Annotated in this window: 23 protein-coding genes; 11 read left to right on the forward strand and 12 right to left on the reverse strand. The window is 39.0% G+C overall.

Annotated features, from left to right (window positions below; translation table 11 throughout):
• Positions 1-74 precede the first annotated feature (74 nt).
• Both ACRRSQ_RS16325 and ACRRSQ_RS16330 read right to left on the reverse strand, forming a co-directional pair.
• On the reverse strand, positions 75-2,630 hold the full coding sequence (locus ACRRSQ_RS16325; RefSeq protein ID WP_440876831.1) for an ABC transporter permease: 2,556 nt from the start codon (positions 2,628-2,630) through the stop codon (positions 75-77).
• The gene (locus ACRRSQ_RS16330) at positions 2,627-3,337 is read right to left on the reverse strand and encodes an ABC transporter ATP-binding protein (protein ID WP_440876832.1); all 711 of its coding nucleotides are present in this window, start codon (positions 3,335-3,337) and stop codon (positions 2,627-2,629) included. Before ACRRSQ_RS16330 ends, ACRRSQ_RS16325 begins: the two co-directional genes overlap by 4 nt.
• On the opposite strand from ACRRSQ_RS16330, the gene ACRRSQ_RS16335 reads away from it, so the two are divergent.
• The 3 genes from ACRRSQ_RS16335 to ttcA all read left to right on the forward strand — a co-directional run bounded on the left by ACRRSQ_RS16335 (position 3,336) and on the right by ttcA (position 6,665).
• On the forward strand, positions 3,336-3,956 hold the full coding sequence (locus ACRRSQ_RS16335; protein ID WP_440876833.1) for an arylesterase: 621 nt from the start codon (positions 3,336-3,338) through the stop codon (positions 3,954-3,956). The genes ACRRSQ_RS16330 and ACRRSQ_RS16335 overlap by 2 nt on opposite strands.
• 23 nt (positions 3,957-3,979) lie before the next feature.
• Positions 3,980-5,545, forward strand: a complete 1,566-nt coding sequence (locus ACRRSQ_RS16340; RefSeq protein ID WP_440876834.1) for a cation:proton antiporter domain-containing protein — start codon at positions 3,980-3,982, stop codon at positions 5,543-5,545.
• A 238-nt stretch (positions 5,546-5,783) separates the two neighbouring features.
• Positions 5,784-6,665: a tRNA 2-thiocytidine(32) synthetase TtcA gene (gene ttcA, locus ACRRSQ_RS16345; RefSeq protein WP_440876835.1), complete on the forward strand. Its 882-nt coding sequence runs from the start codon at positions 5,784-5,786 to the stop codon at positions 6,663-6,665.
• A 108-nt stretch (positions 6,666-6,773) separates the two neighbouring features.
• Here ttcA and ACRRSQ_RS16350 read toward each other — a convergent pair whose 3' ends face one another.
• Positions 6,774-7,562 carry an HD-GYP domain-containing protein gene (locus tag ACRRSQ_RS16350; RefSeq protein ID WP_440876836.1) on the reverse strand — a complete coding sequence of 263 codons (789 nt, stop codon included), beginning with the start codon at positions 7,560-7,562 and terminating at the stop codon, positions 6,774-6,776.
• Between the two features lie 385 nt (positions 7,563-7,947).
• On the opposite strand from ACRRSQ_RS16350, the gene ACRRSQ_RS16355 reads away from it, so the two are divergent.
• From ACRRSQ_RS16355 to ACRRSQ_RS16375, 5 genes are all read left to right on the forward strand, one after another.
• Complete coding sequence (locus ACRRSQ_RS16355; RefSeq protein ID WP_440876837.1) at positions 7,948-8,526, forward strand: YfiR family protein; 579 nt, start codon at positions 7,948-7,950, stop codon at positions 8,524-8,526.
• Positions 8,513-10,828, forward strand: coding sequence for a TonB-dependent receptor plug domain-containing protein (locus ACRRSQ_RS16360; RefSeq protein ID WP_440876838.1), 2,316 nt, complete (start codon positions 8,513-8,515; stop codon positions 10,826-10,828). Before ACRRSQ_RS16355 ends, ACRRSQ_RS16360 begins: the two co-directional genes overlap by 14 nt.
• Before the next feature lie 8 nt (positions 10,829-10,836).
• Positions 10,837-12,354 carry a SpoIIE family protein phosphatase gene (locus ACRRSQ_RS16365; RefSeq protein ID WP_440876839.1) on the forward strand — a complete coding sequence of 506 codons (1,518 nt, stop codon included), beginning with the start codon at positions 10,837-10,839 and terminating at the stop codon, positions 12,352-12,354.
• A 33-nt stretch (positions 12,355-12,387) separates the two neighbouring features.
• Positions 12,388-12,768, forward strand: a complete 381-nt coding sequence (locus tag ACRRSQ_RS16370; RefSeq protein ID WP_440876840.1) for a DUF1987 domain-containing protein — start codon at positions 12,388-12,390, stop codon at positions 12,766-12,768.
• 154 nt (positions 12,769-12,922) lie between these two features.
• Positions 12,923-13,477, forward strand: a complete 555-nt coding sequence (locus ACRRSQ_RS16375; protein WP_440876841.1) for a SiaB family protein kinase — start codon at positions 12,923-12,925, stop codon at positions 13,475-13,477.
• A gap of 83 nt (positions 13,478-13,560) precedes the next feature.
• Here ACRRSQ_RS16375 and ACRRSQ_RS16380 read toward each other — a convergent pair whose 3' ends face one another.
• The 5 genes from ACRRSQ_RS16380 to ACRRSQ_RS16400 form a co-directional block, all read right to left on the reverse strand.
• Positions 13,561-14,094: a DUF1569 domain-containing protein gene (locus tag ACRRSQ_RS16380; RefSeq protein WP_440876842.1), complete on the reverse strand. Its 534-nt coding sequence runs from the start codon at positions 14,092-14,094 to the stop codon at positions 13,561-13,563.
• Positions 14,095-14,101: 7 nt separating this feature from the next.
• Positions 14,102-14,962 carry a glucosaminidase domain-containing protein gene (locus tag ACRRSQ_RS16385; protein ID WP_440876843.1) on the reverse strand — a complete coding sequence of 287 codons (861 nt, stop codon included), beginning with the start codon at positions 14,960-14,962 and terminating at the stop codon, positions 14,102-14,104.
• A gap of 39 nt (positions 14,963-15,001) precedes the next feature.
• Positions 15,002-15,832, reverse strand: a complete 831-nt coding sequence (locus tag ACRRSQ_RS16390) for a hypothetical protein (protein WP_440876844.1) — start codon at positions 15,830-15,832, stop codon at positions 15,002-15,004.
• Positions 15,833-15,973: 141 nt separating this feature from the next.
• On the reverse strand, positions 15,974-16,528 hold the full coding sequence (locus ACRRSQ_RS16395) for a DUF1415 domain-containing protein (RefSeq protein ID WP_440876845.1): 555 nt from the start codon (positions 16,526-16,528) through the stop codon (positions 15,974-15,976).
• A 68-nt stretch (positions 16,529-16,596) separates the two neighbouring features.
• Positions 16,597-18,378: an ABCB family ABC transporter ATP-binding protein/permease gene (locus tag ACRRSQ_RS16400; protein ID WP_440876846.1), complete on the reverse strand. Its 1,782-nt coding sequence runs from the start codon at positions 18,376-18,378 to the stop codon at positions 16,597-16,599.
• 559 nt (positions 18,379-18,937) lie between these two features.
• On the opposite strand from ACRRSQ_RS16400, the gene ACRRSQ_RS16405 reads away from it, so the two are divergent.
• Genes ACRRSQ_RS16405 through ACRRSQ_RS16415 form a run of 3 tightly spaced genes read left to right on the forward strand, consistent with a single transcriptional unit; the run spans position 18,938 to position 20,373 of the window.
• Entirely contained in the window at positions 18,938-19,708 is a 771-nt protein-coding gene (locus tag ACRRSQ_RS16405) for a hypothetical protein (protein ID WP_440876847.1), read from the forward strand.
• A gap of 17 nt (positions 19,709-19,725) precedes the next feature.
• Positions 19,726-19,812 (forward strand): hemopexin repeat-containing protein, encoded by an 87-nt coding sequence (locus tag ACRRSQ_RS16410; protein WP_440876876.1) that lies wholly within the window; start codon positions 19,726-19,728, stop codon positions 19,810-19,812.
• Between the two features lie 9 nt (positions 19,813-19,821).
• Complete coding sequence (locus tag ACRRSQ_RS16415; protein ID WP_440876877.1) at positions 19,822-20,373, forward strand: DUF2937 family protein; 552 nt, start codon at positions 19,822-19,824, stop codon at positions 20,371-20,373.
• A gap of 120 nt (positions 20,374-20,493) precedes the next feature.
• Here the strand turns inward: ACRRSQ_RS16415 and ACRRSQ_RS16420 are convergent, their stop codons facing one another.
• From ACRRSQ_RS16420 to ACRRSQ_RS16435, 4 genes are all read right to left on the reverse strand, one after another.
• A complete protein-coding gene (locus ACRRSQ_RS16420; protein WP_440876848.1) occupies positions 20,494-20,784 on the reverse strand; it encodes an integration host factor subunit alpha in 291 nt (96 codons plus the stop codon).
• A 3-nt stretch (positions 20,785-20,787) separates the two neighbouring features.
• Positions 20,788-23,184 carry a phenylalanine--tRNA ligase subunit beta gene (gene pheT, locus ACRRSQ_RS16425; RefSeq protein WP_440876849.1) on the reverse strand — a complete coding sequence of 799 codons (2,397 nt, stop codon included), beginning with the start codon at positions 23,182-23,184 and terminating at the stop codon, positions 20,788-20,790.
• Positions 23,185-23,196: 12 nt separating this feature from the next.
• Entirely contained in the window at positions 23,197-24,177 is a 981-nt protein-coding gene (gene pheS / locus ACRRSQ_RS16430) for a phenylalanine--tRNA ligase subunit alpha (protein ID WP_440876850.1), read from the reverse strand.
• 224 nt (positions 24,178-24,401) lie between these two features.
• Positions 24,402-26,360, reverse strand: coding sequence for an alkaline phosphatase family protein (locus ACRRSQ_RS16435; protein WP_440876851.1), 1,959 nt, complete (start codon positions 26,358-26,360; stop codon positions 24,402-24,404).
• Positions 26,361-26,716 lie beyond the last annotated feature (356 nt).

Genomic DNA, 26,716 nt, shown 5'->3' on the forward strand with positions numbered 1-26,716 from the left:
TTGTTTATTTAAAATTGGCTCGATAATACCTGAAACCAACTAAGGTTCATAATTTTTATAGGCAAATAAACTACCTACATGGTTCGTCGAATTAAGGTAACGCTTGATAAATTTAACAATCGCCAGCAACTCAGCATACCAACTAAGCCAACAAAGCTCGCGCCCGCACCAATCCCCACCAGCCAATATTGAAAATGAAAGCTCGCTGGCATATTGAAAACTTGAGTGTGTAAAAAGAACACCGCAATTTCCATCGCAATACTAGCCATAAGACCTGCAATCGCGCCAAGGGCGACAAACTCAAACAAGGTGCTATTTCTTAATAGCGCTCCTTTTGCGCCAAGTGTACGCAAAATAGCGAGTTCGCGTTCGCGCTCTTCCATGCTCGATTGCACTTGCGCAACAAGGACTAAACTGCCTGCTAATACAACCAAAATCAGAATTAATTCTATGGCGATTGATATTTGCTCAATCATTTGTTCGATTTGTTTCATTATCGCGCCAAAATCCATCACCGAAATGGTTGGAAATTGCGATAAAAATTGATAAACCTGTGATTTTTGTTGCTCGGGTACCATCCAAGCTGACACCGAAGTACTGGTAAATTGAGTTAACGCAGCCTCGTTAAAAATCATATAAAAATTAAGTTTTCGACTTTGCCAGTTAACTTCGCGAATGCTGGTCACTGGCACGGAAAAACTAACACCACCTAAATCAAACGTTAGCTTGTCACCCATAACAATATCTAAGCGTTCAGCTATGGTGCTTTCTATTGAAACTTGTGGCTTATTATCAGCTAATTGCCACCAAGTTCCAGCGACTATTTGGTTATCTTCTGGCTTATCGCCGAGCCAAGTTAAACTTAATTCTCGGCCAATACCACGACGACCTTGCGTTTGTTCACTGTTTTGTTCATCGTCTGTTTGTTGTGCATCTTGCTCAGACGGTGATGTCCTGATGGTTTTTTCACCATTAATTGCTGACAACCTACCGCGGTAAATCGGATAAAAACCTTGGTTACTTATGGCATTATCTTGAGCATACTCAGCTAATGGCTGAACTTCATTACTGGCAACATTGATTAAATAATGATTCGGCGTTGATTCTGGAAACTGCTCTTGCCAATCACTTAATATTGAACCTTTGATCACGGTGATCAGTAATAATAATTTTATCGCAATAGTAAAGCTTACTAACTGCACACTATTTTCATTAGCGCGTCTGCGAAGATTTGCCAACGCTAAATGCCACGACTTACCTGCTTTACTGCCAATACTGCGACCTGCATTCATAAAAATACGGCCAACAAGCAGTAAAACCATTGAAACACACAAACCACCCAATAATAGCGAGACACTCATAATTAAATCGCGGCTAAAAATAAACAGTAGTGTAAACAGTGCTAATAAAGGCAGTGTTTGTTTAAGGCTAAACGTTAGTGTATTAGATTTACTAAAGCCACGAATAACAGCAAGCGGTGAAGTATTAACCAATTTTGATAAAGGCTCGACTGCAAAGGCAAGTGAGCACAGTAAACCGGTAAAAATAGCGGTAATAAACGGCGTAAAACCTAATGTAGTTTCATCTAATGACAAATAACTTTCTATCGCAGCTGTGCCCAAAAGCAGTAAAATATAACCGAGCACTAAACCCACGCCAATGCTAATCGCGCTGAGCAAGCTCCAATGTAAACAATAGAGCTTTTGCACATGACTTTGGCTTGCACCAAGGGCTTTAAAAACCGCAACGGTTGATTGGTGGCGCTGACCATATCGCCTGCTTGCTACAGACACAGCAACCGCTGCCAATACAATGCCAAGCATACTAGCTAATGATAAAAACTCTTCGGCGGTAGTCACAATATTAGCGAGTCGATTTTGCGAACGCTTAGCATCGTACCAGCGCTGCGCTTCATTAAGCTGTGGTTTTAACCACGTACCAAATGCATCAATATCTTCACGTTCACCAGTAAATAAATATTTGTAGGTAACACGGCTAGCTGGCTGAATAAGTTCAGTTTTTGCCATATCGTCAATATTTAAAATAATCGTAGGGCCTGAAACCCATACCCGAAATGAACGATCTGGAATATCGGTTACCACGCCAGCGATGACAAATTTTGCGAACCCTAGCTCTATCTCATCACCAATATTTACCTGCATGCGGCCTAAAATACTTGGTTCTACCCAGACCTTACCTGCTGCTGGCGCAGTTGCCTCTTGTGCAACCTGTTGCGATAAAGACGTTTTAACTTTCAGTTTACCGCGCAGTGGATAACCCTTCGAAACCGCGCTTAGTTCGGTCAACAACATCTCTTCACCGGCAAAAGCCATTGAATTAGTTTCAATTTTCTTTGCTAATGTTAAACCTTGCTGCTCACTTTCTTTTATTACATCAATTGGCACTTCCCGGCTACTGCGAAGTACTTGATCTGCTGCAATGGTGTTGGTACTGCTGGTTAAAATGGCTTGTTTTACTTGCCCTGTAAAACCCGACAATGAAAAAACTGTTGCTACCGCTAATACAATCGCCAAAAAGATAATGGTTAATTCGCCGCGACGTAATTCATGGTGCAATAAACGTAATGACTGACGAACCCAGCTATTGGATGAATTGACTATTGTCATCATAAGTCACTCGCTTGCACGTCACCCAAAACTTCGCTTAGAACGCCACTGTCCATCACCACTTGACGCTGACAACGCGCAGCGAGTTTTTCATCATGTGTCACTAAAACCAGTGTCGTACCAAGCTCTTTATTCATTTCAAACAACAAATCAGCAATGTGCAACCCGGTGGCTGTATCTAAGTTTCCGGTTGGTTCATCAGCAAATAAAATATCAGGACTTGCCATAAAAGCACGTGCTATCGCAACTCGCTGTTGTTCACCGCCAGATAATTGCGAAGGATAATGATCCGCTCTTTTGTCCAAACCAACCTGTGCTAATAAGGTTTTTGCTTTTTCTAAGGCATTAGCCTGATTGGCCAATTCCGCCGGCAGCATCACATTCTCAATCGCTGTTAAGCTGTTTATCAATAAAAATTGCTGAAAGATAAAACCAACATGATCGGCACGCACTTTACTACGTTGTTCCTCATTAAACTGGTGTAATGCATGACTTTTAAGATAAACTTCACCTGATGTTGGCAAATCTAATCCGGCTAAGATCGACAACAATGTAGTTTTGCCTGAACCCGATGAACCAACAATAGCGAGCGACTCGCCGCTATTTACGGTTAAATTTATTGGCTGTAATAGCTTTAGGGTTTTATCTTCTAACTGTACTGACTTAGTCAGATTGTGTACTTTTAAAATCGCTTCGGAATTTAACGCCATGAAAAAAAACTCACTATTTTCGTTGTTTTTATTACTTTATTTTTCAGCATTATCACCCAGTTGGGCCGCTAACTCCATTTTATTACTTGGAGATAGTGTTAGCGCAAGTTACAACATGAAGCCGGAACAAGGATGGGTAAGTTTACTCAATAATCAATTAGCTGAGCAAAATGCTAACTACTTTATTCACAATGCTAGCATTAGCGGCGAAACGACAACAGGCGGTTTAGCGCGATTACCTAACATTCTAGCGAATGAAACAATTGATTATTTATTGATTGAACTGGGGGGAAATGACGGTTTGCGAGGCTATTCGCCCAAATTAATTAAAAATAATTTGTTACAAATGATCAAACTTGCACAAGATAAAAATATTCCCGTTGCATTAATGCAAATAAAGATCACACCTAATTATGGTCCTAGGTATAATCAAATGTTTGAACAGGTCTTTGTTGATGTGGCAAACGAGGCGGCTGTACCTTTGTTGCCGTTTTTTGTAGAACAAGTCGCTACAAACAGCACGCTAATGCTACCCGACGGTATTCACCCAAATGCAAAAGCTCAGCCTATAATTGCTGAATTTATGGACAAACAACTACAACAACTTTCCCTACCCTAGTTTTATTTTTTGAGGTTTATTTAATGGAATTTATCTGGATATTATTCGCCTTTGGTTTAGGTTTATCGGCAAAGGTAATAACACTCCCTCCTTCAATTGGTTATTTAGCAGCAGGCTTTATCTTGCATTTCCTCGGTTACGAGGCAAGTGACACCTTACGTAACTTAGCAGATCTGGGCATTACTTTAATGCTATTTATGATCGGCTTAAAACTTAATATTAAAGATTTAGTAAAAACTGAAGTGTGGCTAGGCAGCTTGTCTCATTCTTTTGTCTGGATTGCCGTAACCTTTGCTTTTATCAAACTACTGGTTATTTTTTCCATTCCCTACTTTAGTGAGCTTAGCTATTTTTCAGCGGCCATTATCGCTTTCGCCTTAAGTTTTAGTAGCACAGTGTGTGTGGTAAAACTGATGGAAGAAAATGGTGAAATGAAAACCCGTCACGGCAAACTCGCCATCGGTATTTTAGTTATTCAAGATATTGTCGCGGTATTGTTCTTAGTTGCTGCAACCGGCAAAGCTCCTTCAATATATGCCATCGCCCTAGTTGGCTTTTTCTTTATCAAGCCATGGCTAAATAAATTGGTTGATCAAGTAGGTCACGGCGAGTTAATTCCATTAACGGGCTTTTTTATTGCCCTTGGCAGTTACGAATTATTTGAACTGGTCAATATTAAAGGTGATTTAGGCGCCCTATTAGCAGGCATGTATTTAGCGTCTCACTCTAAAGCCAGTGAAATCACCAAGTCACTATTAAGTTTCAAAGATTTGTTTTTAATTGGCTTTTTCTTGTCGATTGGTTTTGCAGCATTGCCGACATGGTCAATGTTAGGCATGGCTGCGATTATATTCTTACTCGTACCCTTTAAGTTTGTATTATTTTTCACGCTGTTTAATTGGTTAAAAATACGCTCGCGCACTTCCTTTTTAACGTCATTATCGTTAAGTAATTTTAGTGAGTTTGGCTTGATTGTCGCAGCCATTAGTGTGCAGTCAGGCTGGTTATCTAACGAGTGGTTGGTCATATTATCACTTTCGGTCACTATTTCGTTTATTTGCACCAACATCGCGTACAAATATGCGCACACCTTTTTTACCGATAATAAAGAATACCTTAATAAATTTGAGCGAAAAGACCGCCTTGAAGAAGACGTATTTGTTCAACCTTGCGATGCGCCAATTGTCGTTGTGGGTATGGGACGCGTTGGTATGGGTGCTTATCGCGCACTTGAAGCACAAAAGCCAAGCCAAGCATGGGGATTAGACGCAGACAAAGGCAAGATCAACTGGTTAAGCTCGAACGGCATGCAAGCTTACTTTGGCGACGCTGAAGATATTAATTTCTGGGAAAATATACGCCTAGATAAAATTCAATTAGTACTACTTGCAGTGCCAAGTGTTAAAGACTGCTACAACATTACCGCTCAACTGCAAGCTGCTAACTACCAAGGAAAAATAGCCGCAATTGCACGTTTCGACGATGAACGCATCGCCCTAGAAGAATATGGTATTGATAAAGTATTTAACTTCTACAGCGAAGCAGGTGTTGGTTTTGCCGAAGAAAGTGCCGCGTTAATTAAAACGTAATCGATTTATAGGTAAACGCATCGCCGGCTTACCAGAAAAAAAACGCATCAATATCGCACCTTAGCGAATAATTGATGCGTTTTTTTGTTTCTGCCACGTCCTTTACAAAAATCGCTATGCAATAACAAAATTAAAAGATCAATTGAGTTCGAATTACGCTTTCAATCTTTTATTATGGTAGAATCCGCGCATTAATAGAGCAGCAGTTCAAAAAGTAAATTTAGCGGTAGTAGTTTCAATGAACAGTAAACAAGATCCTAGCAACAAACTTGAAAAAAAAATTAGGCACCTAGCAGGTAAAGCCATCTCTGATTACAACATGATTGAAGAAGGTGATAAAATTTTAGCTGCGCTAAGTGGCGGAAAAGATTCATTTTTAATGCTTGATACGCTATTACACCTTAAACGTGTTGCACCAATTAATTTTGACGTTATCGCCGTAAACCTTGACCAAAAACAGCCAGGCTTCCCTGAGCACGTTTTACCTACCTACCTTGAACAAAAAGGCATTGATTACTACATCGTCGATAAAGACACCTACTCAGTTGTAAAACAAAAAATTCCTGAAGGTAAAACCACTTGTTCGTTATGCTCTCGCCTAAGACGAGGCTCTTTATACGGTTTTGCAGAAAAAATTGGTGCTACTAAAATAGCTTTAGGTCACCACATGGACGATATCGTTGAAACATTGTTAATGAACATGTTTAACAACGCCAAGCTCAAAGCGATGCCGCCAAAATTACTCAGTGATGATAAACGTAACGTTATTATCAGACCGCTGGCTTATTGCCGAGAAAAAGATATCGCGGAACTTGCTGAGTTAAATGACTACCCGATTATTCCTTGTAACCTTTGTGGTTCACAAGAAAACTTACAAAGAAAACACATTAAAAAAATGCTGGTTCAGTGGGATCAAGAATCTCCTGGGCGTGTGGAAAGTGTTTTTAAAAGTACGCAAAATATTAGCCCTTCGCAATTATCGGATCATAATCAGTACAATTTTGCTGATCTTGCTATTGATAGAACGCAAGCCCCAAAAGCGCAGGAATTTGGCGGTGTCGATATTTCTTCATCCAACCTAATTGATGTGCAGAATATTGAAATTGTCGATGCGTCGTAGCTTGCTATTGAAATACAAAAAATGCGGGGTGAAAACCTAACAAAGTAATCTCTTCGTTAAAGATGAGGAGCTAACTGCAGCTCCTCAAACATCTCCTTTGGCGCTAAATCAATCTTTAAACGTTTCTCTAATTGCTAAAAATTCATCTAAATGCTCAAAGAATATATCAACAAGTTTTGGGTCAAAATGTTTACCGCGCTCTTCTTTTAATAACGTAAATATTCTTTCATCTGGCCAAGCTTTTTTATAGCACCTATCACTGCCTAGGGCGTCAAAAACATCAGCGATGGCGGTAATTCGTCCATAAATATGGATTTCTTCTTCTTTTAAGCCTCTTGGGTACCCTGTTCCGTCCCATTTTTCATGATGCTCATAAGCGACGGTGGCTGCTGCTTTGAGTAATTTTCTGTTCGACATTCTCAGCATATCAAAGCCAATTTCCGCATGAGTATCCATAATGGCGCGCTCTTCCTCATTAAGTCTGCCCGGCTTATTTAACACGGCATCCGGGATCCCGACTTTACCGATATCATGCATAGGACTTGCTTGCTTTAGCAGCTCTGCCTCACGTTCACCTAAGCCATAATAAAGGGCAAACAACCTGGAATAATCCGCCACTCTTTTTACATGGTTGCCCGTTTCTTTAGAGCGGCTTTCGCCAATAGCGCCCATCGTAAAGACAACTTCTTTTTGTGTTTCTTCTATTTCCCTTTGTAAAGCTTCAACTTCTTCAAGCTTATCTTGTAATTCGTCGTACTCTTGCTTTTGCCGTTTATCACTACGAGCCATGATCTTATTTTGGCGATTAACATCTTTGATAATATTGTCTGTTAGCTTTGTAAAACTCTCTTTAATCGTCTCAATTTCAACAATAAGTTTATTTTCATACTCTTTCATCTTTTAAGTCTTCCATTACTTTTTCAGTGTTTTATAGCGGCGGTTGTTTTTAACTTATCAGCGTTTTATTAAATTTTACAGTGTTCCTATTAACTTTATAGCGTAAGTGATTAAAAAATAAAGTGCTTAATTTTATCTTCTACTGATTAAATAATACTAAGTTAATATTTTGAAAAATCAGTTAAATTCACAATTATATTGCACTTGTACGCTTTAATATCAGCAATGCCTTCCTCAATATTGGTGATTTTCTTAACTTGTTCTAAGTTTAACCTAACACCTCAAGCGATTGTTTATAAATGATACGTTATAGGTGTATTGAAAATTGAATTTTTGGGGAGTAGTATAGTTACTACTAAAGATTTAGTAGACAAGGATAGTTTGATTGATCTTAGATTTTAGGAATAAAGGAATCCTACAACCTCTTCTCCGCCTTGCTCTTAGCACCTTTGCTTTATTAATATTTTCTATTAATGTGCATGCCTACTCGTACCTATCTGAAGATAAAATAAAAGCCTTTATTATTGGCAAAACAGCCAAATATGTCACTTGGAAAACGATAAACGAAAATACCTTTAAAATCACGATTGTAGGTGATGCCGAATTTGGCAATTTAGTAAGTGACACTTACTTAGGAAAACAAATAAAAAACAGAAATGTTGAAGTGATTAATATCGACAACATTGATGAACTACATAACACCCATGTGCTGTTTATTCCTGAGGTGAGTTATTCTGTACTCGAAAAAACCTTACAAAAAGTGGAAGGTATGAATGTACTTACCATTAGTGATAGTCGAGGTTTTGCTGAAAAAAACGGCATTATTCAGATTTATACTTCATCACAAAAAAACAAATTGAAGATCAATTACACGAAGTCAAAAAAAGAAAATTTAAAAATAAGCTCTTCGCTGTTAAAAATAGCAACAATTGTTGAAAGTAAGGTAGAAAATGAAACGGACTAAATTTATCTCCCTATTGCTTAATTTATTATTCATTAGCACTCCCCTCTACGCTGATGATGATTTATTTGACCAAAGCCTTGAGTCTATCTTGGATATGGACTCTGAGCTTAAAGCTGAATTGGGTACTCGAGACGAAGCCAGAAATATTTTAGAAGCACGATCGCCTGTAGATGTTATAACCTTTGATCAAATAGAGCGCACGGGGCTTTCTTCATTAACTAACGTATTGCGCTACTTTATTGCAGGCTTTAATGCCCCAGAAACCTCTGTTGCCGATGGCAGTGACCATGTCAGGTTAACGACGTTAAGAGGAATGAGTCCAGATCAAGTCTTAGTGCTGGTTAATGGCAAACGATTACACACTTCCTCGTTATTGTATGTAAACGGCGTAATCGGCCGAGGCACTAGTGGTGTTGATTTTGATACCATTGCGGTTAAATCAATTGAAAGAATTGAGGTATTACGTGACGGAGCAGCAGCGCAATATGGCTCTGATGCCATTGCCGGTGTCATTAATATTGTGTTAAAAGGCATAGGTCATCAAGACAGTATGACCTTTAGCGCTGGTCAACGAGACGAAGGAGATGGTGAGCAGCTTTATGTAGATGGATTTATTTCCTTCCCATTAAGCTACGAGGGCTTTGTTAATGTGACTGTTTCAGTCATTGACCAACAACAAACGCAACGCGCTGGCACCGATAAAAGATTAACCCCGGCGATCGTAAGTACTCATGTTGGCATACCTGACTCAGAAAGCCTTCAACTAGCACTTAATGCTGAAATTCCTCAAAAAACGGATTTAACCTTTTATACAAATGCCCTATTTAATTATCGCGACAGCAAAGCAAGTGCATTTTTTAGAGTGCCAGACCCAGATAGGGAAATATTTCCAGACGGTTATTTACCTATGATTAATGCAACCATAATGGATTACTCCCTCACAGCAGGTATGAATGGACAGCTTAATGACGGCTACTTTTGGGATTTAAGTAATGTTTATGGTTATAACAGTTTTGAATTTAATGTCACCGACAGTATCAATCAAAGTTTGGGGGCGTTATCTCCCACGTCTTTTGATAATGGTGAGCTAAGTTTTATCCAAAATACCACCAATTTAGACATAAACAAAAATTTTGGCAATTTAGGTTTAGCTGCAGGTCTTGAATACCGCTATGAACAGTATCAAATAAAACAGGGGGAATTCGCCTCATACGTAGGTACCGGCTCACAAGGCTTTGCTGGCTTTAAGCCGGAAAATGCAACTAACCGTCACCGTTCCAATTATGCCCTTTATATAAACGCCTCGCATAAATTTACCCATTTATCTTTAGAAGGCGCAGCTCGATTTGAAGATTATTCAGATTTCGGTTCCACAACCAATGCTAAAGTTGCAATGGGCTATAAAATTATTCCCCAACTTTTACTGCGAGCTTCTGCCAGCACAGGTTTTAGAGCGCCATCGCTTGCACAAACCAGTTATTCACAAACATCGTCATTTGCCGATACCGTTACAAATAAGCTATCAACGCAAGGAACGTTTACTCCAAGCCATGAGGTTTCTCAGGCATTAGGAGCAAAAGAACTCACTCCTGAATCATCAAAACATCTAACCATAGGTGCGGTTTATCAGCCAATACAAAACCTATCATTGATGGTCGATTATTTTTCTACCAAAGTAGATGACAGGATCAGTTTATCAAATGAGCAAGAAGGTACAACAACTGCACAAATCGAACAGCTAAAAGCAAACAACGTCACCAAAGCCAGATTCTTTACTAATGCCCTAAAAACCCAAACCAAAGGCATCGATGTAAAAATAGATTACATGCCTACTCTTGAAGGTGACGCAAAGCTTAAAATGAGTTTTTGGTATAATTATTCTGACAATAAACTTATAGATTTTAATGATGATACCTTAGACAGGGATGGTTCATTTGAACAAATAGTGCGATTAGAAAATGGCCAGCCAAAATCAAACATACGATTTTTAACCCATTATCAACTGTCAAAAGTTGAATTGACCATGAATATCAGCGAATTTGGTGGTTATAACCAAGTGATCAACAATGTCTCTTACCCCTTTGACTCCGCTTGGACCGTCGATTTAGATGCTAAATATAAGCTAAGTAACGCAATAAGCATAAGCTTGGGTGCTAATAATATTTTTGGCGAACAACCTAATAAATGGAAAAACTTATCAGGTGATATATATGCGACAGACGGTATAAAACCTTATTCTCGATACTCCCCTTTTGGCTATAGTGGCGCGTATTACTATTTACAAACAAGTATAGGATTTTAACTGTGCTGATGAAGGTAAAGTCAATCAGAACTAAATTAGTATTACTGCTGAGTATTACAGCATTAATTGCTATTTTACTCTCTTCAATAACAACACTCACAAGTACTATTTATGCGTCAAAGCAGCATGATGTGCGTGAGTTATCACAATTGGCCATTGTTATTGGTCACACACTTGAAGCGTCGGTAGAATTTGATGATGAAGACAGTGCTGTCGCTATTTTGAATACCTTATCGTTTAATGAAAATATTAAGGCAGCATTTTTCTTCACTAAAGAGAATTATGTATTTTCGAAATATATTAAAGAAGGCATTGAAAGTCAGTCGATATTAACACTTTTAACGTCACAGCAGGCTAACCATAAAGCCAAGCAAGAATATGACTATATAGACTTTGATAATATTTTAGTTAACCGGAAAATAGTTACCGACGGAACCTATATCGGCTCCTTTGTGCTGATCACTGACACCAGTATATTGAAAAATAGAATTATCAATGAATTGATCATGCAATTGCTAGCCTCTTTGATTGCCCTATTCATTATCTTAGTACTCGCATTTAAAGTACAAAAGTCATTTACTTCCCCTATTTTTAAACTAAAAAAAGCGATGGAGCAAATTTCAGCAAGTAAAACCTACGATATAAAAATAAACGACAACAGTCAGGATGAGTTTAAAGTATTGTTTGATGGTTTTAATCTTATGATCTCAAAAATCAAAGAGCAAAAACAAGAAGTTGACCTTGTTCATAAGCAAGTTCGCGATTCAATTGATTACGCCGCCATTATACAAAAATCTTTAATTCCAGATAGCGGCAAACTAAAAAGCCAATTTGTTGATCACTTTGTCATTTGGCAGCCTAAAGATGTTGTTAGCGGCGACATCTATTTCTTTGAGCAGTTAAGGGCCGGTGATGAGAGCTTACTGATGCTAATTGATTGCACTGGCCATGGCGTTCCCGGGGGCTTTGTCACTATGTTAGTCAAAGCCATTGAAAAGCAAATAATTGCCGAAATCAACTATAGTGATGAAGAGGTTAGCCCAGCAAAAATTCTGTCAACCTTCAACAGCACCATTAAAGACATGCTACAACAGTACTCTAAAACATCTATGAGCAACGTGGGGTTTGACGGTGGTATTTTGTATTACAATAAAACGAAGCAGTTATTAAAATTTTCGGGTGCCGAAACGCCATTATTCATCGTTAAAAATAAGGCGCTTGAACTTATCAAAGGTAGTCGCCACTCGGTTGGTTACAAGTCTTGTAAAACAGACTACGAGTATCAAGAGCACACCATTGCAATCCAAAAAGATATGGCGATATATTTGAGCACTGACGGGTATTTTGATCAAAGTGGTGGTGACAAAGGTTTTGGTTTTGGCAAAAAACGCTTTAAGGAACTACTGTGTAGTTTTGACGAACAATCAATGTCGACACAAGAAACTATTTTTATTAACGAACTGGCAGAATATCAGGGAAATTTAGATAGAAATGATGATATTACTGTCGCTGGGATAAAGTTTTAATTTTACGTACGCAAAAGACAAAAGTGAGGGACCATGGAACATTTAATTATCGAAGAAACAAAGTTTACACCTAAAGTAGATATGAGTGCTGAAACGGGCATTATCTCTATTGTTGGCAAATCTTATCCTGAGAATAGTTTTGTTTTTTACCACCCTGTTATGAAATGGCTCGAGTCTTACTTCGCAAGTCATGTAAAGTCTAAGACCATCATAAATATGGAAATAATTTATTTTAACTCCAGTAGTTCAAAGCTATTTTTCGACTTTTTTGATGTACTTGATGAAGCGAAAATAAATCACGAAATAGAAGTTAATTGGTTATACCACCCTGAAAATGACGTAGCAGAGGAAGCCGGAGAAGATTTCATTGAAGACTTTGAAGATTTAAACATTAATTTAATCATTAAAGAATAGTTTCTATTGCTCTACATATCGCCCCTAATAGCTTGCTTTACTAAAAGGGTAATAAAACAAAGCTTCGAGTGTTAGTTAATAACCCGTTGTATTTGTTGTGCAATTAATTGTCTACATACCTTTAGATAATTAATCTGAACTAAGGAAAATAACAGTGGAAACTAAGTTTACTAACGAGCTAGAGAGACTGCTTAAAAAAGAAGGCATTATATTTTTAACCTATTGTGGTCTTTTGACCTCAGATTTAATTCATGGAATGACCGGCGCACTTGAAGAAGCCGCAACAGACTCTGATCTGAGTATGGGGGCATCTAATAGCCTTTTTACCATTTTTGTCGAGCTTTCACAGAACATGATGAACTATTCAAATATTGTTGCTGCATCAGATGACGCCTTTGATCTTAGAAGTATCATTATGGTCGGAACCAATCAAAACAATGAATATTATGTGTCGAGTCAAAATATTATGACGATGGATGTTAAAGAAAAAATAGAACCTAGGCTGATTGATGTAACCTGCAACAATAAAGACACCATAAAAAAAATGTATCGCGAACTGCGAAGAAGCGGCAAAGGCAAGCACAGTAAAGGTGCTGGCTTGGGGTTTTATGAAATAGCAAAAAGGTGCGATAAAATTGAGTATGAATTTCAACCAACGTCAAGCGATAAGGTCTGCTTTAAGTTTGTAGCAACAATTGCGACCTTGTAACACATTTTATATCACAGCCTAGTTTTCATAATATCTTTCAAACGGCCTTCGAATTCAATCATAAATCGATTCAAGGCCGTCAACTACGCAAGTATCGAAACTTCCTCTAAATGATTAAAAAAATGCAGTACGTGTGCCAAGGCATATTCAGCTTTTGTTAAGGGCCCGTAAGCAAAATGCGGCGCCAAGGCACCTTGATAGGCTTGAAAGTCTTTAAACGCTTTTACTAGGCGCTCTGTCGCCTTATTTATATTATTATCGGTCGGTAAGCTTGGCGCACCAGGAATTGCTTCGGATAGGTTGTGTACCATAGCCCCTTTGGCAGAAAATACTGAAAATGCCGCTACGCCAACGGTTTGCTTAAATAATGCTGATTTATGCTCAGGGTAGCCAAGCATCGAATATTCAATACTTTGCGCGCAATGGGTGAATATTTTAGCAATCGGCCATTGCCCAGAATGCTGCAAAGGCGTAACCGATAAAGCAGACAACTTCACTAATGCGCTATCAATGGTCAATGGCTCTGAGGTATTGCCAATACTCAACCAAATTGCCCCACCAGAGGCCAAACCTAAAGTGCTAAATCCTGCTAATTTTATAAACTGTCGACGTTGCATTTAATGGCTAATCGCTTTCAACAAAATAATCTTGATTATGGCGGATCATTTCAGTTAACTCTAACACGTAATCGATACCGCGCTCTGAATATGGCAATAAGCCTGTTGCCAATATTTCAGGTGCAAGTTCTTCTTCATTTGAACGCAATTGTGCGCGAATCGTGCGAAAAACTTGATAAGCGTTATTGGTATTAATATTAAACAAATAGCGCTCTACAGCGTGGTCAACACTATCAAACGCGGCAACTTCATGTCGTGCGCCTTCATTTCTACCGCTAGGCACCATACCGCAACCTTTGCGATAACACCAAATACCAAAATAGTTTAAACCAATACGTGCAAACCGTGATGTGCCCCAAGCTGATTCATTCGCCGCTTGTACTAATACCAGCTCAGTAGGAATAATATCAACTTTTAGCAATAGTTGGTGGGCTTGATATAACTGTGAATATTGGCCGCTAACTTTATATTTTTTAGCGTTAGTTTTAAGTAGCGCCGTTTCGTGCTCTGACAAAGGGTCTTCTAAAGAAAGTTTGTCTACGATCGTTAATAATTGCTCACGCAATTCAAGAATTTTATCATTTTCCTGTTCGACTGAAGGACGAATAAAAGCAAAGAACTGGCGTTTTTTTTCTTTCACATCAACAATGCTACGAAAATCGGGCAATACCACCGAATGTAAGGGTTTTTCTTCGACCACAACTTTTTTAGGCGTTGTTTTCACCGTAGCTTTCTTTGCAACTTCTTCTGATTCAATAGGCGTTGAAGTCGAAACATCAGTTATCGGTTTTAAAAAAGTAAAAGGCGCAATTAACATCATTGCACTGGCAACAAGGATAACTAGCTTAATAATTAAAGAATAATTCATGTTCACCTTATGCAAATGCAATAAAAATCCGACCTAACATTAGGCAATAAAAACGTCATTCGCTGACGAGCCATTTGAACCGTTGGCTTGTAATTGTACGCCAAACATTTCACGGTAAATAATACCTTTAACGTTAAAAAACATCGGAGCAAGGTAAGTAAATAAAAATAAGGATACCATTACGCCAATAATTGCAGCGCCTGTATTGGCTAATAACATCAACGGCAACATCGAAGCTGCAAATGCGCCGGCAAGAATTAAGTATAAACCTGCAATTTTAAACCATTGGAAACGTGTAGCTTGCACACAAACAATAATCGCTTTCATTGCCGACAGCTTCTTATCAATCACAAGTGGCATAACAATTGTCAAAGATACCGCTAAGAATAGTCCCGGCAAAACAAACAACTGCAAACCTAATTGAATTAAAATTGACGATAATAACGAACACAAAATTACCCAACTACTGCGTTTAAAAAAGGCAAATATAAGGCTAGTTTTTGTTTTAATACCAACACTATGCATTACCCCCATCATATCTAACGCAGCAAACAATGGGCATTGAACAATAGCCACTACCATAAAAATTAAATTAATTTTTTGAGCAACATCTTCAGGCATTTTAGTCTCGTCGCCTTTAAGCTCAATACTATTAATAAGCTCTGTTAAGCCGCCAAAATATTCGCCCACGGCAAGGGCGGCGATAATGCCAATAAAGTAAGTAAATAATAACCCGACATTTAACGAGAGACGAGATTGCTGCGTACTACGCCAAGCTTCATTAATAATTGCTTTCATATCTAGGTGATATTCACCTTTTACAGCGCGCTCTATGCTACCACCAACTTGTACTACGGAAATTTTATCCACGAAAATTAAACACCTTAATGAAAATTACTTAACGTTGAAGCCCAAATAATATGAGCCGACATTATACCCAAAGTTTTTGCGTTTTGCTTTATTAGGCAAACAAATCTTTAGCGCTATGATTGTAAAGACTTTTCGCCAACACTATTCATGCTTTTGATGAATATTAGCTAACAGTTGCTTGAAAAAGTTGTTCCCTTTGTCTTGCGCAAGCGCAATATTATTATCAGGAATTTGCTCTGGATTTTGATAGACAGCCAGTACACGCGCCAAACTATCTTCGCGAATAATATGCAGGGTCGGTAAAGGAGAGCGATTAGTATAGTTGGCCGCATCTAAAGGGCTTTCCCCTTCAAAACAATACTCAGGATGAAAACTGGCTAATTGAAAAACACCTTCAAAACCCGAGTCTACTAGCAATTGATTGGCATAATCGACTAAGTCTAAATAGTCTTCAAAGTCGCGAAAGCCTAAGCTAAAAATAACTAAACTCGTTTCAATTTCATCATGTTGTTGTAAATAGTGGCAGCGCGCGATAACGGTTTCTAGGGCTTGCTCTAACTTTCGCTGAGCGCAGACATGATAGTCAATGGTATTGTTAACGAATTCTTTTTTGGCAAACGGACAAAAGTTTAAGCCAATAATCACTTGCTCTAACCAGGCTTGGGTTTTTAATATTGCAGGATGGATGCTGCTCATCGCTTTTTACTCAATTTTATACTCACTCTTTTACTCGAAAAATGTTACTAAAAAATTTTAATGAAAAGTTAAAGGGAAGACTGCTGTAATTGCCACATAGTAGAATACAGCCCTTTACGCGCCAACAAAGACTGATGATCGCCCTGCTCAACAATTTCACCTTTGTTCATGACAATAATATTGTCAGCATCGATAATGGTTGATAAACGATGAGCAATGACCAAGCTGGTGCGGTTTTTCGCAACATCACTAATTGCCGATAAAATAGCTTGCTCTGAGTGGCTATCTAACGACGAGGTGGCTTCATCAAATACTAATATTTTCGGGTCTTTTAAAATAGTGCGCGCAATCGCCACTCGCTGTTTTTCACCGCCAGAAAGCTTTAAGCCGCGCTCACCAACCACGGTTTGGTCACCTTGAGGTAGTGAGGCAATAAATTCACTTAAATGCGCCATCTCTATTGCTTTTAATACGTCTTCTTTTGAGGCCGTTGGGCGACCATATTGAATATTGGCAAATAACGTGTCGTTAAACAGTACCGTATCTTGCGGCACAATACCGATATTGCTGCGCAGTGAATGTTGGCTAATGTGACTAATATTTTGCCCGTCAATGGTAATACTGCCTTGGTTAACATCATAAAATCGAAACAGCAGTTTCACTAATGTTGATTTACCTGAGCCGCTTTCCCCGACAATGGCAACTTTCTGCCCTGCTTGTATCTCAAAAGATAAATTTTTAATAATGGCTCGGTCTTGATGATAATGAAAATTAACCCCTTGAAATGAAATTTGAGCATTTTCAAGGTTAAGCTTGGGGGCATTTTCAACATCAACAACTTTTGGCGTTCGTTTTAAAAGCCCAAACATGTGCTCGATGTTAGCTAATGAGCCTTTAATTTCACGATAGACAAAACCTAAAAAGTTAAGTGGAATAAAAAGCTGCATCATAAACGCATTGATCAGCACAAAATCACCTAAGGTCATTTCACCATAAGTGACTTGATAGGCAGCCAACGCTAACATTGCTGTCATCGCCACAGAAATAATAAACGCTTGCCCGCCGTTTAAGGCAAATAATGACAGGCGATTTTTGGTTTTAGCCTGCTCCCATTGCGCTAGTTGCTTATCGTAAGCCTGCGCTTCAAAATCTTCATTGGTAAAGTATTTAACCGTTTCGTAGTTTAATAGGCTGTCAATTGCACGAGTATTGCTCGAAGAGTCAGCTTGATTAGCCTCGCGAATAAAAGCGGTTCGCCACTCTGTGGCATAAATAGAATAAGCAATATAGCTAACAACTGATACTAACGTTGTCAGCGCAAACCATATGCCATAGTTAACAAACAAAATGGTAACCACCATCACAATTTCAAGCAAGGTCGGTACGATGTTAAAGACCATAAAGCGCATTAAAAAACTAACGCCAGAATTGCCTCGGTCAATATCACGAGATAGGCCACCCGTTTGTCTGTTTAAGTGAAAGTCTAAATCTAATTGATGTAAGTGTTGAAACACTTTCAAGCCAATGCGGCGAATCGCACGCTCGGTTACTCGTCCAAACAAGGTATCGCGAATTTCAGCAAAAAGTACAATTGATAAGCGCACTAATCCATACGCTGCAACAAGCGAAAATGGCACTAACAATACTTTATCGGCTTGATTAGCATCTAAGGTGTCAACAATATCTTTTAAAATAAAAGGTAAATAGACACTGGCTATTTTAGTTAGTACTAAACAGCTTAACGCAAAAATAATGCGCGATTTAAACTCAAGCAAATAAGGCCAAAGCATTTTGATGACTTGCCAGTTTATCTCTTTGACTTCAGTTTGAGGGTAATTAGAACGACGCATACTTTCTTCTTATTTTACTTGCGGTTAATTTAAGACCATAAGCTCGAGTTCAAATAAAACACAAGCTAATTTTTGAGAATAACGATTAGACAACATAATAAAGCATTCACACATAATAACCTAGCAACGGCTTACGCTAGTCATACTCACACGGCATAAAACACAATAACGGCTACCGCCGCAGAACTTGTAAATACTTTGAAACAAAATACCTCGCCAAATTGACCACAAATAATGGCAACAATGTAAATGTCAAGCTAGGCTAAAGTAGAGTTTTTATTCTAACAGAAACGTTAGCATAAGCATCAAGATAACGGTTTATATGTTAATTAAACAACCAACATTGCTTGATAGCTAAATACGCATAGAAAACAGAAGATGTAATTAAACGTGTTCGCAAATTAAACAATAACACTAAAAAACTACAATTTTTTACAAGGCTTGGTGCTAAATTATATTCATCGATACAGAGCAAGTAAATTAATAAGCGCTAGCTAAGTATCAACCAAATTTTTTAAGCCTTAATTATAGTATTAAGCTCAACTAAGAGAATTAAAACATGAAAAAATCAATTATCGGCCTTTCACTGTTAGCAGCATTTTCTTTCAACGCAAGCGTTCAAGCTGAAGAAGCTAGCGACTGGTCTTTCCAAGTATCGCCATACGGTTATTTAAACAACATTGCTGGTACTGCAAGTGCTGGTGGTCTTAATGATGTTTCTGCTGACATGGAATTTGAACAAATTTTTGAAAACTTAGATGCTACTTTAATGATCGCTGGTGAAGCGGTTCATAAGTCAGGTTGGGGTTTTGCAGTTGATTACGGCATGATGGAATTAAGCAAGTCTTTTGCAACTCCACGTGACGGCGTATTATTTGCTTCAAACCGTTTAGGCGTTTTAGAAGGTTTAGTTTTCAAACGTACTGAAACTGCCTTTGGTCAAATTGACGTATTTGGTGGTATTCGCTGGTGGGATCACGATCTACAAGCTAGCTTATCTTTCCCAGAAGCACCACAACAACACGAAATCATGCCGATTGACGTTGCTGAAGATTGGGTTGATGCAGTTGTAGGTGTTCGTTTATTCAAAGAAATTAACGAAGATTGGGCAATTAAAGCACGCGCTGATGTAGGTGGTTTTGGTTTAAGCTCTGACTTCACTTCTGCTGTACAGTTAGGCGTTAACTACCGCATTAGCGATTTAATGACGTTAGACGTAAGCTACAAAGCAACATGGGTAGACTACAACAACGGCGAAACTGGTAGAGATTACTACGCATACGATACAGTAACTTACGGTCCAATGATTGGCCTTAACTTTCAATTCTAATACAGAATTTATCTTGTATGATCAAAAAAGCAAACCATAACGGTTTGCTTTTTTTTTGCCAAGGTGATAATTATTGGCGCTATGACCTTACTCTATTAAATTAGGCCACAGTTATTACTCAACTATTACGCCGTTTATTTGCCTTTAGCCATCGCCTTTTTGATCGGGTGTTATTTACGCTGTGTTTTATAGCTGGCGTGCAATTGCCTGAGTTTATTCAACAGTACAGCCAACGACTATCAGGGCATTTAAATGAAGCACAACATCATTTAACGCAGTTTCAAGTTATTGCTGACGTTCAGTTTAACGGCGATTTGTCAGAGCTAATTAATCGCTATCAACAAAACAGCGATCCCGCCATTATTCAAACAGGTCAATTAGTGAATAATTTAACGGTAAGAATTGATGAACTTGCTGTGGCATTTAGTCAGCTTCAGCAAGAAAGCTATTGGCAACGTATCGTTTATTTTGTTCAAGAAATGAATATTGAAATGGCGCAAGCAACAGCACAGCAATTTGTACTTGCCATTCCATTAACCTTTAACGCATTAGTGACAGGCGCATTATTCGCATTTTCCATCTTAACCATAAAAGAGTTGCTTATAATGGCTATAAAAGCGCTATCAACACGAATTTTTTCAACTAAAACAAGCACTACTGCTTAAGCAAGTTTAAACACTTAAGCGAGCAAAATAGCATTTAATGCAACTTAGCAGTATTTAAATACGCATAAAAAAAGCTGCAATACATTGCAGCTTTTTTCATTAACATTTACACAAGGCTAATTAGCCATTGCCGTCTTCAACACGACTTTTAAGCTTCTGACCTGGTCTAAAGGTCACCACTTTGCGTGCTGAAATTGGAATGTCTTCACCGGTTTTTGGATTTCGGCCAGGACGTTCACTTTTTTGGCGAAGGTCAAAATTACCAAAACCTGAAAGTTTTACTTGTTCACCACTTTCTAAGGTTTCTCGTATTTCTTCAAAAAATATTTCGACCATTTCTTTTGCGTCGCGCTTACTTAGCCCAACTTTTTCGTATAAATGCTCTGCTACTTCTGCTTTGGTTAGCGCCATGGCTTAATCCCTCAGTGTTGCATCTAGTTCTGTTCTTAATGTATCCACTACACGATTCACAACATCCGTGATATCTTTTTCTTCGAGAGTTTTTTCAATATCTTGCAGCGTTAACGCAATTGCAAGACTCTTAAAACCATCGTCTATACCTGTACCTTGGTATACATCGAACAAGTTTAGATCAATTAAATAATTTCCGCCAACCTTTTCAATAAGTTGTAAAACTTTATTTGTATCAATTTGTTCTTTAACAACCACTGCAATGTCACGACGGTTTGCCGGGAAGCGAGAGATTTCAATAGCTAGCGGCAATTTACGAGTACTCAGTTGAGACAGTAAAAGTTCGAAAACTAATGTGCGACCATTTAGTCCTAATTTCCTTTCTAATTCAGGATGTAAGGTACCAATGTAACCAACTAGCTCACCATTTTTACGAATTTGTGCAGTTTGACCTGGGTGTAACGCGTCAATTTCAGCGGCGCTGTATTCGTAATCAGCTGCTTGGCAAGTTAATGCAAGTAATGCGTCAACATCACCTTTTAAGTCGTAAAAGTCACTGGCCGCTTTTTCTTTGCTCCAATGCTCTTCACTACGTTGACCACTAATCAAACCTGCGATCATTTGCTCTTGGCGAACACCATTTTCAGCACTTTCATCTGGAATAAAGCGAAGGCCTGTTTCAAATAAGCGAATACGGTTTTGTTGACGGTTTTGGTTGTAAGCCGCTGATTGAATTAATCCCGTCCAAAGGCTAACACGCATTACCGACATTTCTGACGAAATTGGGTGTGGTAAGGTCATCACCTCTTGCTCTGGGAACAATAAGCTTTGTACTTTAGGATCAACGAAGCTATAAGTGATCGCTTCTTGATAATCACGATTAACCAGCGCTTGACGTAATTTACTTACCGCTAAACCTTTTTCTTGTTGGCTTCGCATCGCTAAAGTTGCTTTTGGCGATACATTAGGAATGTTGTTGTAACCAAAAATACGCGCGACTTCTTCAATTAAATCCACTTCAATTGAAATATCAAAACGATATGCCGGCACATTCACTTGCCAAACATTGTTATTAAATTCAACAGTGAAACCTAAACGAGTTAAAATCTCAGTCACTTTGTCGTCATTAATATGATGACCAATACGACCGTCTAATTTTTCGCGGCGTAAGGAAACTGTTTTTGCTTGTGGTAAATGCTCGTTAGCAACCGCTTCTGTAATTGGACCTGCTTCACCACCAACAATCGCTAATAAAAGCTCAGTTGCACGCTCCATGGCGTCACGTTGAAGCACAGGGTCAACACCGCGCTCATAACGATGAGAAGCGTCTGTGTGTAATCCGTATTGGCGTGCTTTACCTAAAATCGCTAACGGTGAAAAGAACGCGCTTTCTAGGAAAATATCGGTTGTTTCACTGGTAACACCTGAATGTAAACCACCAAAAATACCTGCCATCGCTAACGCTTTATTGTCATCAGCGATCACTAAGGTTTCACTTGAAAGTTTAACTTCATTTTCATCAAGTAATACTAAGGTTTCACCTTCGTTGGCATAACGTACGTTAATTGCACCGTCAATTTTTGCTAAATCAAAGGCATGCATCGGATGACCTTGCTCAAGCAATACGTAGTTGGTTACATCAACAACAGGGTCAATTGAACGCGTACCACAACGGCGCAGCTTTTCTACCATCCATAATGGCGTTTGCACGTTTAAGTTAACGTTTTTAATGACACGACCTAAATAACGTGGACACGCATCAGCAGCCGTAAGTGTGATCTCTCGGCTATCATCTATGCTTGGGCTAGCGGCGTTAATGACCGGCTCTGTTACGCTTAAGCTATTTAATACGCCTACTTCACGAGCTAAGCCTTTAAGGCCTAAACAGTCGCCACGGTTTGCTGTTAAGTCAACATCAATGGTTACGTCATTTAAATCTAAATATTCACGTACACAACTGCCGATTGGCGCATCTTGTGGTAATTCAATAATGCCGTCTGAACTGTCGGCTAAACCTAATTCTGACTCAGAGCACAACATGCCATGCGAAGGCACACCGCGTAATTTGGCTTTTTTAATTTTAAAGTTGCCTGGTAAAACTGCACCAACGGTGGCAACCGCAACTTTTAAACCTAAACGACAGTTTTTGGCACCACAAACTATGTCAACTAACTCACCGTCGTTAAAATCACCTAAGCTGATTTTAGTCACTTGTAATTTGTCTGCATCTGGATGCTGACCACATTCGACAACTTCACCAACGATAACACCGGTAAATTCGCCAGCAACGGGCTCTACACCGTCAACTTCAAGACCAGCCATTGTAATTTGATGCGATAATTCTTCTGAAGAAATGGCAGGATTAACCCACTCGCGTAACCATGATTCACTAAATTTCATTGTGGCTTTTTCCTACTTGAACTGTTTTAAGAAGCGAAGATCGTTTTCAAAGAATGCACGTAAATCATTTACGCCATAACGCAGCATAGTTAAGCGTTCTACGCCCATGCCAAAGGCAAAGCCAGTATAAACTTCTGGATCAATTCCTACTGATTTAAGTACGTTAGGGTGAACCATGCCACAACCTAACACCTCTAACCATTTACCATTTTTACCCATTACATCAACTTCAGCTGAAGGTTCAGTAAATGGAAAGTACGACGGACGGAATCGAATTTCTAAATCTTCTTCAAAAAAGTGATGCAAGAAGTCATGCAAAATACCCTTTAAATGAGTAAAGCTGACATCTTTATCAACCATTAACCCTTCAACCTGATGAAACATCGGTGTATGCGTTTGGTCGTAATCATTACGGTAGACTTTGCCCGGAGAGATAATTCTAAGTGGCGGCTTTTCAACTTCCATGGTACGAATTTGCACACCCGAAGTTTGTGTTCTTAACACCAACTTAGGATTGAAATAGAAAGTATCGTGATCTTGACGTGCTGGGTGGTGCTCAGGGATATTCAAGGCATCGAAGTTATGAAAGTCATCTTCCACTTCAGGACCTGCTTTTACTTCAAAGCCAAGATCACCAAAAAAGCTTTCAATACGTTCAATCGTGCGTGTTACTGGGTGTAAACCGCCCATTTCTGTACCACGACCGGGTAAGGTTACATCTATTGCCTCGGCAGCTAGTTTTTGCTTGATCACTTCAGCGCGTAGTAATTCACCACGTTCATTTAGTAATTTTTGCACGTGTTGTTTAGCCTGATTGATCACTTGGCCGGCTTTAGGTTTTTCTTCTTTAGGTAATTTACTTAAGCCTTTCATTTGCTCTGTAAATAAACCTTTTTTACCTAAAAAGTTAACACGCACTTGATCGAGTGCTGCGGGATCTGTCGCAGCAGAAATAGCTTGCTCTGCTTGCAATATAATGTCGTCTAAATTCATGAGTTCCTCTAAAGCGCCTCTATCATTATTGTTAACTTCAATAAAGTTAGGGCTTTGGGTAGACAAATTTGTTTAATAAAATGGTGAGTGATTCTACACAAGTTAGCGTGGAATATGTAGGGGCAATAGCGGTTTTTTTAAGGATTTTCGGGATGAAATAATATTTAACCCCGACCAAACTTACTATTTACTTTAAATGACAATAATTTTAATGAAAACATCAACTAGTCAATGGCTTGATCAGTAGGTTTTTTAGGGGGTTGAAATTCAATAATGTCGCCAGTTACACAAAGCAGTTCTGCCTTCACATTTTTGTTGTTATCAGAGAGAATTAATCGGCCAATGCCACTGCCGTTATACAAGTGCCCTGCTTGATCATTATTTGGCTTTCGAACTTTAATTTTCATCCGTCGACGTTTGGTAAACCAATTTAGTGGCGAATAACTGCCGTATAAATAACGGTTAAAAAAGTCGAGGCACTGCAATAACTTATCCGGAAATTGATTTTTAATGCCACTACAGGTTATTTGTATTATGCGTGACTGGGTGCGAATAAAGCGATGATGGACTTCATAAACAAAGGAATAATGGACATCGCCAGATAATATAATGAAGTTTGGCGGCGTTTTATGATGACGAAAGATATTTAAAATAACATTGGCGGTGCCTGAATGCGCCATCCAGTTTTCAGCATCTACTGCTAACGGCTTGCCAAAAAAGGTCGCAACACGCTGCACTGCTTCGATAAACTTCACGCCGTAGATTGGCGCAGCAGACACCATGATCACGCTCTCTTCATTCATCAATTCTTGCTGCAATTCACAAAGCGATTCCCAGTCCATTAAACCCGAGGGTTTATTGGCGTTACTTTCAGAGCGCCAGCGCTGCGTTCGGGTGTCTAATACCACGATTTTAGGCGAGGTATTAAGATGATAATGCCATTGGTCAAAATCAAGCAATTGCTCAACTAAGCGGCCGTGCTCGTTAATTTCATTATTGCCAAAGTGCTGATTTATTTCATCAGCGACATCAGCAAAGTTTTGTGGTGCATTGCCCCACCCTTGGCAATAATAATAGCCAATAAGTGCATTACCGATAATACGTTTAGAAAGTTCATGGCCATAGGCGGCCTCTTCCCAACCGCGGGTTAGGTTCCAATCGTCGGTAACGTCATGATCATCAAAAATCATGTAAGTAGGAATGTGGGCCAGTGCTCGGCGAATATTTGGCAGTTCAAGGGCAAAAGCGTCAATAGTCTTGAGCTCTTGTTGATAATGCGCAAGATTGGCCGCAGCAATTGCCGAAGTATTTTTTAGATCCACCAAACGCCATAAACTGGGTGACCACACCAATAAATACATGGCAAACACTTCAGCAGCGGTGATCAAATGATTCTTCGCATTAACTGAGGTAAAAATTTCCTGTTTCTTAACAGAAAAACGCTTACCGAAAAAACCTTGGTTGATATAACGGTGTGGCAATATGTTATGGCGCTGGTAAAAACAGCTTTCACTTTGGTATAGCTGTTGCCCGTTAGCCATCGTATTTTCGTTTGTTTGTGTGTGCGGTAAGTTTTCGTCATGCAACGCTAACAGTTTAATGACTTGATGAATGGCATTTAGCGTAGGGCCGGCAACATCATCAACGTATATTTGATCCCCCGACATCATTAATAACGCAGGATAATCGTTTAACGATTGATGGTTGCGCTGCACAGACGCCAATTGCTGGTCAACTTGGCTTAAGCCATCACCACCTGAAAAATGAGGCTTGCGACAAGAGCCATGTAATAGATGATCGGCTTTTGATTTAATGACAAAATTTGGCAGTGGCTGCTCAGGGTACGTTAATCCGTCAACACACTCGGTTAAACCGATGCTTTCATTCCCATGCGAAAATGACAAATCATAACTGATACGCTCATTTTCAGGTAACGGCTGAGCAAATGTTAACTGAATTAAATTGATATAGGCATGTTTTCCGATGCAAATTTGTTGAAGCTGCGAGCCAGAAAGTGTGTCATCAAACAAGCTAGTGTTAGTGGTTATGTGACGTAATTGGCAAGAAATAGCGTAAGGTTTATCAGTAACCAGCCAAACGTTAATTTCGCTTTGACAACAATGTCGAAGCATGGGGCCTGCAATAACCGTGGGTAATGTCGCTTGTTTGATAAAATTTACCAAGAGGTATTTGATACGTTTGGTTAATTTAGCGAAAACATTCAGTTGTTGTCTAGGTATAGCGCCAAAATTATGCAGCTAAATTGTAAAAATTCACGTTGCAAGCTACGAGGTAGGAGTTACAAGTTACAAGCAAGAAGTAAGAAGTAAGAAGTAAGAAGTAAGAAGTAAGAAGTAAGAAGTAAGAAGTAAGAAGTAAGAAGTAAGAAGTAAGAAGCTTAAAGTGGAAAGTGGAAAGTGGAAAGTGGAAAGTGGAAAGTGGAAAAATTAAACGAACAGCATTTAAAGTAAAACGCCTAACACAAACGGCTAGGCGCTAATACTTATTAATAACTATCTAATCGTTAATTGCTAATCAT

It is taken from the genome of Thalassotalea sp. PLHSN55 (assembly GCF_052030545.1).
GTDB lineage: Bacteria > Pseudomonadota > Gammaproteobacteria > Enterobacterales > Alteromonadaceae > CANMXU01.